At 49.9% G+C, this 11,759-nt stretch carries 5 protein-coding genes; all 5 read right to left on the reverse strand.

Going from position 1 to position 11,759, the window contains the following annotated elements; all coding sequences use genetic code 11:
* Positions 1–202, reverse strand: a 202-nt coding sequence (locus tag VIM87_RS05475; protein ID WP_331996003.1) for a type IX secretion system membrane protein PorP/SprF, incomplete at its 3' end; no start/stop codon positions are given.
* 6 nt (positions 203–208) lie between these two features.
* Complete coding sequence (locus VIM87_RS05480) at positions 209–3,871, reverse strand: PKD domain-containing protein (protein WP_331996004.1); 3,663 nt, start codon at positions 3,869–3,871, stop codon at positions 209–211.
* A gap of 242 nt (positions 3,872–4,113) precedes the next feature.
* Positions 4,114–7,755: a gliding motility-associated C-terminal domain-containing protein gene (locus VIM87_RS05485; RefSeq protein WP_331996005.1), complete on the reverse strand. Its 3,642-nt coding sequence runs from the start codon at positions 7,753–7,755 to the stop codon at positions 4,114–4,116.
* A 141-nt stretch (positions 7,756–7,896) separates the two neighbouring features.
* Entirely contained in the window at positions 7,897–10,062 is a 2,166-nt protein-coding gene (gene recG / locus VIM87_RS05490; RefSeq protein ID WP_331996006.1) for an ATP-dependent DNA helicase RecG, read from the reverse strand.
* A 132-nt stretch (positions 10,063–10,194) separates the two neighbouring features.
* Positions 10,195–11,520 (reverse strand): citrate (Si)-synthase, eukaryotic, encoded by a 1,326-nt coding sequence (locus VIM87_RS05495; RefSeq protein ID WP_331996007.1) that lies wholly within the window; start codon positions 11,518–11,520, stop codon positions 10,195–10,197.
* Between the last annotated feature and the right edge of the window lie 239 nt (positions 11,521–11,759).

An 11,759-nucleotide genomic window follows, 5' to 3' on the forward strand; every position in this document is an offset into this window, starting at 1 on the left:
ATGGCACCGGTATACTGGCCCACTGGTTACGGTAGTTGATACCTACCCGGTAATTACCATCCGGGATAAAACCGGTGTTGGCCGGGTTGGTAGTTAGCGGCGAGTTAAAGAACTGCGAAAAATGCAGGTCCTGTGCGGTTCCCTGCAGGGCAGCGAACAACAATACTAAACCGGCTACATAAAATTTTACTTGCTGCTTCATGGCTCGTCATCTTAACAAGGTAATGTTTCCTGTCTTATTCGTTTTCGTCCCGTCGCTGAATTCTACACTTACGGCGTATGCATATGCATCCATGGGTTGAATGGCGCCTTTGAACCGGCCATCCCAACCGATGGTGGGATCATTGGATTCAAAGACCAGCTGGCCCCAACGATTGAATATCTTTAAATTGAATTTGGCTATTCCAAAGCCCCGCACCATCAGCACATCGTTCCGTCCATCATTATTGGGTGAGAAGGCATTAGGGACATCAAACAAGGGGATCACAATTGCGGCTACCTGCTTACAAACCGTATCTACACACCCTGCGGCATTGGTAGCCAGCAAACACACATCGTACGTTCCTGTTTTGTTATACTGGTGTACCGGGTTGGTTTCGGTAGAAACGGTCCCGTCACCAAACTCCCACAAATAGCTTGCCGCACCTATGCTCTGATTCACAAAGGTCACCGGTGTATTTTCTTCGGGCTTGGTAGGCGTGAATGAAAATTCAGCACTGGGCGGACCAAACACCGTGATAGTTATGCTGGTATCGTCCTCCCTATTACAGGTGTTATTATCCACTGCATGCAGTGTAACGGTGTAAGTACCCGGGTTTAAATATGTATGCGTGGGATAAGCCTCTGTAGAGGTGCTGCCACCGTCGCCAAAGTTCCACTCAAATGTTTCCCCACCCAGGGAAGTATTGTTAAACTGGATGGTAGAGGGTGCGCAGGAGCTGTCCGGCGCTATAAAGCTGGCTTCCACGTTTGCGGCCACACGCAGGGGCACGGTATCCGTATGCGGGGCGTTACAATAGTTGGTATCTACCAGCGTAAGCAGGGCATTATATACACCCGGCGACTGGTAGGCGTGCTGCCAGTTACCCAGGCCTACGGTTGACTGTGGCGTACCATCCCCAAAATCCAGTGTGAAGGATAAATTGGTGAAGGGTTTGCCCGGCGGCGCTACAGATGCATTTTGAAAATCATAGCTGAGGGCTTCACAGGGCGGCAGCTTGGTTACCACCAGGTTTACGGAAGCACTGTCGGCCCGTACACGCACCTGGGTGTAAGCAGTATCGCAGCCATTACAGCTGGCAGGGTCGCATTTAATGAGGCGTACCGTATAATCGCCAATGGCATTATAAGTATGCAAAACGGTATCCAGGTTACCACCTACATCCGGTGAACCATCCCCAAAATTCCAGGTACGGGTTTGGGCAGGTGAGCTGGTAGTATCTACAAACGTAATATCGGCAGGTACGCAATAGTTCTTTCTGCGGTCCAGGGTTTTAATACCGGCTTTTACCCCATCCAGGTTAAAGGCGATCTTTAACGCACCAAAGTTACAGAAGGGCGGCGCCGAGGTTGCATATGCGCCGGGCGTGGTTGGGTAACGCGGTTTTGCGCCGTTGTTGGCCGATACGTTACACCAGGCGCACAGGCCCTGGTAAATAACCCCGTTACGGTCAAAACGGCTGGTGCCGCCATCCACATGCTCATATAAACCATTGCCGCCAAAAAAGCTGGCAAACAATACGCCTGTAGCATCGCGCTGCAGTACAAAAAAGTAAAAGTCCTGATCGTCTGTAGTACGCTGCAGGGGATTTTTGGTGATGAGCCCACTGGTGCCTGAGTTAGGATAACGCAGTGATTTGTTGATACCGCCACCCCAGCCGGAAACGTATACATTCTCACAGCGATCCACCAGGAAGGCGGTGGGTGAAATGCTGGGATCTGTAGCCTGCTTGCCAAAAGTGGTAGAGTATATAAAGGCCGACAGGTTAGGTTCCAGCTTGGATATAAACTGTTTGGAATTATCGTTATAAAAAACCGTGGTGCCGGTGGGCTGCTTCACCGGCCAGCGCCCATCCGTGGTACCCATTACATACACATTCCCTTCTGCATCCAGCTGAATACCATACACCTGGTCTGCCGATGCATTGTCGGCGCCCAGGTAAGTGCTTTGTAAGATGCTGGCGCCATCGTTGGTGATGTGGGTAATAAACCCATCACACACACCACCGCGGTAACCGGAATAAATAGCCCCACCGGTGGTGCGGAAGTTAGCGCTGGCTGTGCCACCAGCTACATACAAGGTATTACCATCCAGCGCCAGCACATAACCTGCATCTTCTTTATCGCCGCCAAGGTAGCTGGCCCATAACAGGTTGTTACAGTTAGGATCTATTTTCATTACCACCGCATCCTGCGCGCCGCCAAAGTTTCTTTGGAAGGCGCCGGCTGTTACCGGGAAATCAGTGGAGCGGGTGCTGCTGGTTACATAAATGTTGGCTGCAGCATCCAGCACTACTTCGCTACGGGCATCATCGCCATAGTTGCGTAACAGCACCCAGCTGCCGGCCTGCCGGTTCTCGCGCATATTCACCGCATCATCTGCACTGCCGGCTATACGCAGCGAACCAATAATACCGGTACCGGCTGCGTTTAATTTTACAATGGCTATATCCCAGCCGCCACGGTTACCTACTTCATTTTTAAAAGGAAAGTTACCGGAGGTGGTTCTGCCGCTGATCACCAGGTTACCGGCTGCATCGGCAAACAAGCTATGCGGCTGTTCATCGCCGCTGCCGCCCAGATAGGTGGCATACACCAGGTTGCGGCCGTTGGGGGTGAACTTGCTGATACCAATATCAAACTGCCCGCCCTGGAAAGCATTCTGGATCACACCGGTTGTTACCGGGTAACCCTGCGCCCATACAATACCGCCGCCGTAAAAATTACCCTGGTCGTCATAAGTAGCGGTAAAGCCCCAGTTATCGGCCCGGGAGCCGGATACGCTGGAAAATACATATGTTGGATCTATGACCAGCGGATACTGCGGATCATACTTACCGGATATTTTAAAACCAACCTTATTACCATTTACACGGTAACTAACCTTTACGGTTACACGCTGGTTACTGATGTATTGATATGCGTACGGCATCAGCTCTGTAGAGGTGCCTACAGAGGTAGTAATTTCCAGCTGGTCTTTCTTCAGCTCCAGCCTGTCAACACCGTTATATTGCAATTGAATATTGGAAGGATCGGCGCCGGGATGTACGATCAGATCATACTTCAGTAAAGACGCTTCTGAATACACCTGCATATCGATACCGGCATACAGGTCTTTGTAAAGCACCTGCTGGTAAGACTTTACGCCTGATTTCCATTTGGAAGCATCGTTACCCAGGAAGTAGTTGCTATAACCATCCGTGGGTTTATCCGGCATTACCTGTAAGGTAGGTTTGGCATTCAGAAAAGTTACTTCGTAGGCATGCGCTCTTACAATGGGCTTCTCACGTTTAATATCGCCCGGCACATCCTGGTGAGGCGTGGTGCCGGCTGCGGGTGCGGCGGCAGTACCTTTTGCATTATAATCTACATAAGGCGGCGCTGCTGCATCGGCATGCCCGTGCATGTATTCTGTAAGCTTTGAATAATCGGTTTTGTTGAGGAGAGAAAAAGTGAATCCGTTCTTTTTAAGGAAGATGGCGCCCCCGCCCAGATCTGTTTTGTACAAGAAATCTCCCTCCCACTGACCTTTGTTCTCAATAAACTGCAAAGGGGTGAAATTACTGTTCTCCTGTGCTTGCGCCCTGGCCGGCAATGCTGCCATCAGCCAAAACGTAACACTCAAAAAACCGGCAAGGAAAGTAAATTTCAACGGAATAGATTTAGCGTTTTTTCCTGTAACTAATATACGAATAATAACGTGGAAAGGTTGGCTAATGTTACCGGCTTTGGGGCAACATTCATCCTATGTAATAAGTTATTTATACAGAAGATGCGGATAAACAAGTGGTATAATACATAAGCCCGCAAATTTATTTTTGTACCATTCCAAACTAAGACCTGTACAATAATAAAACGTTTAAGGCGTTGCAAAAATTGTTGTATAGCCCCCTTTTACCGTAATAAGGTAACGCTGCCCTGTTTATTAGCCTTGCTGCCATCACTAAACTCCAGGTACACCGTAAAGGCATAAGCATCCATCGGTTGCAAAGCACCTTTGAACCGGCCATCCCAGCCAATGGAAGGATCATTGGATTCAAATACCAGCTGGCCCCAGCGGTTAAAGATCTTGAAGCTGAACTTACTGATGCCGAAACCGCGTACCAGCAGCACATCATTCATACCATCCCCGTTGGGAGAGAAGGCATTCGGCACATCGAACAAAGGAATAACAATGGCGGTTACCTGCTGGCAGGCCGTATCCGTACAGCCGGCCTGGTTAGTGGCCGTCATGCATACTTCGTAAGTGCCGGTTTTGTTGTACTGGTGCACCGGGTTGGTTTGTGCTGATACCTCACCATCGCCAAACTCCCATAAATAGCTTACTGCGCCAATGGACTGGTTTACAAAGGTAACCGGCGTATTGTCCTCCGGCTTGATGGGCGTAAAGGAAAATTCCGCTGAAGGCGCGCCAAATACATGTATGGTTACGGTGGTATCGTCTGTTTTATTACAGGTATTGTTATCCACTGCGTGCAGGGTTACCTGGTAGTCGCCGGGGTTGGGATAGGTATGAGTGGGGTAAGCTTCCGTAGAAGTAGCCCCATCCCCGAAATCCCAGCTAAAGGATTCCCCGCCCAGGGTGGTATTGCCAAATTCAATAACCGCCGGTGCGCAGGAGCTGTCGGGCGCTGTAAAGCTGGCTACTACGTTGGCGGCTACCCGCAGGGGTATAGTTTCCGTATGCGGTGCATTACAGTAGTTGGTATCTACCAGGGTAAGGGTGGCATTATAAATACCATCTGCCTGGTAAGGGTGCTGCCAGGAGCCGGTGCCCACGGGCGATGCGGGGGTGCCATCTCCAAAGTCCAGTAAAAATGACTGGTTGGTAAAAGGCTTGCCCGGTGGCGGGGTGGAAGCATTGGTGAACTCATAGGCCAGCGATTCGCAGGGCGGCAGGCGAAGGGCTGAAAAATCAACCACCGCACTATCGGCCCGGATGCGTATTTCTGTATAAGCTGTATCGCAGCCATTACAGCTGGCAGGATCGCATTTAACCAGGCGCACCGTATAATCGCCAATAGCGGCATAGGTATGCGTAATGGTATCCAGGTTGCCTCCTACATCCGGCGTACCATCGCCAAAGTTCCAGGTACGGGTTTGGGCGGCTGAGCTGGTAGTATCCACAAACGTAATATCGGCAGGTACGCAATAGTTCTTTTTACGGTCCAGGGTTTTGATGCCGGCCTTTACCCCATCCAGGTTAAAGGCGATCTTTAATGCACCAAAATTACAGTCCGGCGGCGCTACATTGGAGTAAGCGCCCGGCGTGGTGGGATAGCGCGGTTTGGTTGGACTTGATACATTACACCAGGCGCATAAACCCTGGTAAATAACGCCGTTACGGTCAAAGCGGCTGGTACCGCCATCCACATGCTCATACAAACCATTGCCGCCAAAGAAGCTGGCAAACAGCACGCCTGTAGCATCGCGCTGCAGTACAAAAAAGTAAAAGTCCTGATCGTCGGTAGTGCGCTGCAAAGCATTTTTTACCGGCAGGCCTGAAGTACCGGAATTGGGATATTTCAGGCTTTTATCCAGCCCGCCGCCCCAGCCGGAAATGTACACGTTCTCACATTTATCCACCAGGAAAGCTACCGGCGAAATGCTGGGTTCTGTGGCCTGCTTGCCAAAGGTGGTGGAGTATACAAAGGCCGAGAGGTTGGGCTGCAGCTTGGATATAAACTGTTTGGAATTATCATTATAAAAAGCAGCGCCGCCGCCTGGCTGCTGTATGGGCCAGCTGCCTTCTGTAGTGCCCATTACATATACATAGCCGCCTGCATCCAGCTGAATACCATATACCTGGTCGGCAGATGGATTATCAGATCCTATAAAGGTGCTTTGCAGCAGGGTGGTACCATCGGTGGTAATATGGCTGATAAAGCCATCGCACACGCCGCCGCGGTAAGCAGGATACTTGCTGCCGCCTGTGGTGCGAAAGTCAGGGCTGGCGGTGCCGCCGGCCACGTACAGGGTATTACCATTTAATGCCAGCACATAGGCTGCATCTTCTTTGGAACCGCCTATATAGCTGGCCCAGGTTAATGTATTACAGGTGGGATCTATTTTCATTACCACACCATCCTGGCTGCCACCCATACCGTTCTGGAAAGTGCCGGCTGTTACCGGAAAATCTGTAGAGCGGGTACAGCTGGCCACGTAAATGTTATCTGCTGCATCTACCACCACCTCACTGCGGGCATCGTCGCCATAGTTGCGTAACAGCACGGAGGCGCCGCTTTCCCGGTCATCGCTGATGTTTACGCCGTCATCCACACTGCCGGCTATACACAATGCACCGATAATACCGGTGCCGGCAGCATTTAATTTTACCACGGCAATATCCCAGCCGCCACGTTTGCCTATAACGTTGGTGAAAGGAAAATCGGATGATTTGGTTCTGCCACTGATCACCAGCTCGCCTTGCGTATTTACAAACAAGCTATGCGGCTGCTCAATATTATTACCACCCAGGTAGGTAGCATATAATAAACGGCGGCCTGTTGGATCAAACTTACTGATAGCAATATCAAACTTGCCACCCTGGAAAGAGCTTTGTGCAGCGCCCGGTGTTACGGGATAATTACCCGGATCAAAACTGATGCTGCCGCCATAAAAATTACCGGCTGCATCATAGGTAGCGGTAAAGCCCCAGTTATCGGCCCGGGCGCCGGAGAGGGTGGAAAATACATAGCTGGGATCTATTACCAGCGGATACTTTCCATCATAATCCCCGCTTATTTTAAACCCTACTTTATTACCATTCAAGCGGTAACTCACTTTTACGGGTATACGCTGTTCATTGATGTATTGATAAGCATACGGCATCAGCTCCCTGGCTATGCCTACGGAGGTAGTAATTTCCAGGTTGCCTTTTTTCAGCTCCAGCTTATCTACCCCGGTATATTCCAGCTCTACCTTAGCGGCATCTGCACCGGGTTTTACAATAAGATCATATTTTAACTGGGATGCTTCTGAATACACCTGCATATCAATACCGGCGTAAAGCTCCTTATACATCACGCTTTGGTAAGACTTTACATTGGAGCGCCATTTCGCAGGATCGTTCCCGATAAAATAATTGCTGTATGCTTCTATAGCCTTATCCGGCACCAGCTGCGGATCTTTATTGGCGTTTAAAAAAGTAACCTCATAGGCATGCGATCTCATTACCGGCGCCTGGGGCTTACTGCCGCCTGGCACGCTGGCCGTGGTTGTGCTTTTATTGGAGGCAGCTTTGGCATCATAGTCAACAGAAGGAGGTACGGATCCGGATGCATGCCCGTGAAAATATTCCCTTACGCTTTCCAGGCCTGCCGGGTCCAGCAGATTAAAGGTGAAGCCACTTTTTTTGAGGAAGATGCTGCCACTGCCCAGGTCTGTTCTATACAGGAAATTCCCGGACCACTGCCCTTTGTTCTCTACAAACTGCAGGGGAGTAAAATTACTGGCGGCACCAGACTGACCTTTAACGACCCCGCTTACCAGCACCATTATGATACCTGTAAAAACGGCAAGGGAATTGAGCTTCAAGTGATAAACATTTAGTTGGTGGGTAAAAGTCCATGGAACAGATCCCATGGCTTATAACGGATTACACTGTTTAAAGTTACTTAACGGTTGGCCGGCATACTAAAGCATGATTTTAATTCTAATAACAAACGTAAAACCGGGTCAGGAAATTTTACTCCACTGGGATTTTCCCCGCTGGCTGGCTAAATATTCCTGTAAGGGCTGATTTTCAGGCAGCGACAGGTCCATATCTTCCTGTAAGATCTTTTCCGCACAGGCCCGGGCTGCATCCAGCACGGGCTTATCGTGCAAAATATCGGCCAGCTTAAAATCCAGCACCCCGCTCTGGCGGGTGCCTTCCATATCACCGGGGCCGCGCAGCTCCATATCTTTTTCGGAGATGATGAAACCATTATTCGTTTGCACCATCACGTTAATACGCTCTTTTGAATCGGCGCCCAGCTTTACACCCGTCATCAGGATACAGAACGACTGTTCGGCGCCCCGGCCTACCCTGCCCCGCAGCTGGTGCAGCTGCGACAGGCCAAAACGTTCCGTGCTTTCTATTACCATTACGGATGCATTGGGCACGTTTACGCCTACTTCAATTACTGTAGTGGCCACCATGATCTGGGTTTCGCCTTTTACAAAACGCTGCATATTGGTTTCCCGCATATCTGCCGGCTGGCGGCCGTGCACCATGCTAATGTAATACTGCGGCTCGGGGAAAAAAGCTTTTACTTCCTCATACCCTTTCATCAGGTTCTCATAATCCATTTTTTCGGATTCCTCTATCAGCGGGTATACGATGTAGGCCTGCCGGCCCTTGTTAACTTCCTCCTTAATAAAATCCATTACCTGCGGGCGCTGGAACTCCGTGCGGTGCACCGTGGTAATGGGTTTACGGCCGGGCGGCATTTCATCTATCACAGATACATCCAGGTCGCCATAAATGGTCATAGCCAGGGTACGCGGTATAGGCGTTGCCGTCATAACCAGTATATGCGGGGGTATATCATTCTTTTGCCACAGGCGCGCCCGCTGGGCTACGCCAAAACGGTGCTGCTCATCTACTATGGCCATGCCCAGGTTCTTGAACTGCACTTCATTTTCCAGCAGGGCATGTGTGCCTATCAATATTTGTATGCTGCCGTCTGCTACGGCTGCCAGTATTTGTTTGCGCGCCTTGCCTTTAATGCTGCCGGTAAGCAGGGCGGCTTTTAGCGGCATATTTTCCAGCAGCTCTGAAATGCCTTTAAAATGCTGCTGCGACAATATCTCCGTGGGGGCCATTAAACAGGCCTGGAAACCATTGTCTATGGCCAGCAGCATGGTTAACAGGGCTACAATGGTTTTGCCGCTGCCTACATCGCCCTGTAACAGGCGGTTCATCTGGCGGCCATTCATTGTATCCTGCCGTATTTCTTTTAACACCCGCTTTTGCGCGCCGGTTAAGGGAAAGGGCAAATGGTTGTTATAAAAGTCGTTGAAGTGATCTCCTACCGCGCCAAAGATATATCCCTGCGATTGCTGGTGCCGCCTGATCCTGATGCGGCAAATACGGATCTGTGCAATGAACAGCTCTTCAAACTTCAGGCGGCGCCTGGCCTGCTGCGCTTCTTCTTCCGTGGCTGGTAAATGGATCTTGAAAAAAGCCATGGGCCTTGTCATAAGGCGGTATTGCTGCATTACAGGCGCGGGAATATTTTCCGGTATTTCCAGGGGAGAGAGCTGTTCCAGCAGGTTAAAGGTGAGCTTTCCGATAGCCTTGGCCGTTAGACCGCGGGCCTTCAGCTTTTCGGTGGTATAATATACCGGCTCCAGGAACTGTTTGCCACTGGCAATATTTTCCGTGAGCAGGTCCATTTCAGGATGGGCTATCTGTAAGGTGCCGTTAAAGAAAGACAGCTTGCCAAACACCAGGTAAGCAGTTTGCTCCTGCAGGGATTTTTGCATCCACTGCCAGCCCTGGAACCATACCAGCTCTATTTCTCCGGTTTCATCGCGCAGGGTGGCTACCAGCCTTTTGCCCCGCTTTTCCCCGATGACTTCCAGGGAAATAATACGCCCGCGGATCTGCACATAATCCATTTGCCCCATGAGCTGCCCTATTTTTTCCACCTTGGTACGGTCCACATACCGGAAGGGGAAATAATTAAGCAGGTCGCCAAAGGTGTGCAGGTTCAGCTCCTTACGCAGCAGCTCTCCGCGTTGCGGCCCTACCCCTTTCAGGTACTCGATTGGATTGGATAATATGGCGATTGGCGGTGGTATAATTAATGCGTTTTTAGTCCATGGTCCATAGTCGATGGTCCATGGAGGTTGCAAGTTATTTAAATACGAAGATTAAATAAAATAGTCCGCGGATACTCCACGGACTATTCAGTATTTCAGATTCTTTAAGTATTACTATGCGAACAAATCTATGGACCATCGACTATGGACCATGGACTCATAAGACTATTCTGCACTGGCTTCTACCTTACCTTCTGCGAACAGCTTCATCCACTCTGTAGTTACAGATTTGGGGCGTTCGAGAGAAAGACCCAGGGCGCGGTCCCAGCACAGGGATGCCAGTACGCCCAGCGCGCGGGATACGCCAAACAGCACGGTGTAGAACTCATATTCCACCAGGCCGTAGTGTACCAGCAGGGCGCCGGAATGTGCATCCACATTAGGCCAGGGGTTCTTTACCTTACCCAGGTCCTGTAAGATGGGAGGTACGGTTTCATACACCATCCATACTATACGCACCAGCTCATCGTCCGGTAAGTGTTTCTTGGCAAATTCCATCTGGGCGGTAAAACGGGGATCTGTTTTACGCAGTACTGCGTGGCCGTAACCCGGTACTACCTTACCATCAGACAGGGTTTTGCGTACATATTGTTCGATCTGGCTTTTAGTAGGAATACCACCGCCCAGCTCTTCGCGCATGCTCAGGATCCAGCGGATCACCTCCTGGTTAGCCAGGCCATGCAGCGGACCTGCCAGGCCGTTCATGCCGGCTGCAAATGACAGGTAAGCATCGCTAAGGGCAGAACCTACCAGGTGGGTAGTGTGTGCGCTTACGTTACCACCTTCATGGTCAGAGTGGATGGTCATGTAAAGGCGCATCAGCTCATTGAAACCTTCATTATCATAACCCAGCATGTGTGCAAAGTTGGCAGACCAGTCCAGCATTCCGTTGGGCTGAATATGCTTACCTTCTTTATACTTACGGCGATATACGTATGCTGCTATACGGGGCAGGCGGGCAATGAGGTTCATGGTATCCTCATACATATAGCTCCAGTAATCTTTTTTATTGATGCCTTCTGCATAGGCTTTGGCAAAAACAGATTCTGTCTGCAGCGCCATAATACCTACGGTGAACATGGTCATGGGGTGCGTAGTAATGGGCAGCGCCTCAATTGCATCAAATACATAGTTGGGTACGTGCGAACGGCGGGCCCACATGCCGGAAAGATACTGTACATCTGCTTCGGTGGGCAATTCGCCAATCAGCATCAGGTAAAACAAACCTTCGGGTAAAGGCTCTGCACCGCCCGGGGCTTTGGGTAAATTATCCCGCAGCTCGGGAATGGAATATCCCCTGAAACGGATCCCTTCATTGGCATCCAGTAAAGAGGTTTCTGTTACCAGGCCGGGAATGCCGCGCATACCCTGGTAAGCCTGTGCAATCGTAACATCATCCAGTTTTTTAGTGCCATGATTTTTTACCAGGTCCTTAACTTCTGCGCTAAGTTCATCGGCCTTTACCTTGAATTTTTCTTTTATATACCCCATTTTGATACTGTAGTTTGATAGTTAAAACACAATCGATCAATTGTCAAAAGTAAGGATTTGTTAACTAAAACGCCAGGCTTTTTTAGCAACTCTCCGTAACCAGTAAGCAATGGTTAACAAGTATAAGACATTGTATCTCAATCAATAGATCGAAATATATTAAAATGTTAAGTTTTATTAAAGAAATGTGAATTTTTTATTAGAAACCCATTAGAATTCCTTTATTTAGGCGCCCGCAT

Source organism: Chitinophaga sp., from assembly GCF_036569125.1.
Classification (GTDB): domain Bacteria; phylum Bacteroidota; class Bacteroidia; order Chitinophagales; family Chitinophagaceae; genus Chitinophaga.

Bases quoted from the DNA above. Each gene is read 5' to 3' on its own strand.
- VIM87_RS05495 (WP_331996007.1), bottom strand. From the start codon at position 11,520: ATGGGGTATATAAAAGAAAAATTCAAGGTAAAGGCCGATGAACTTAGC.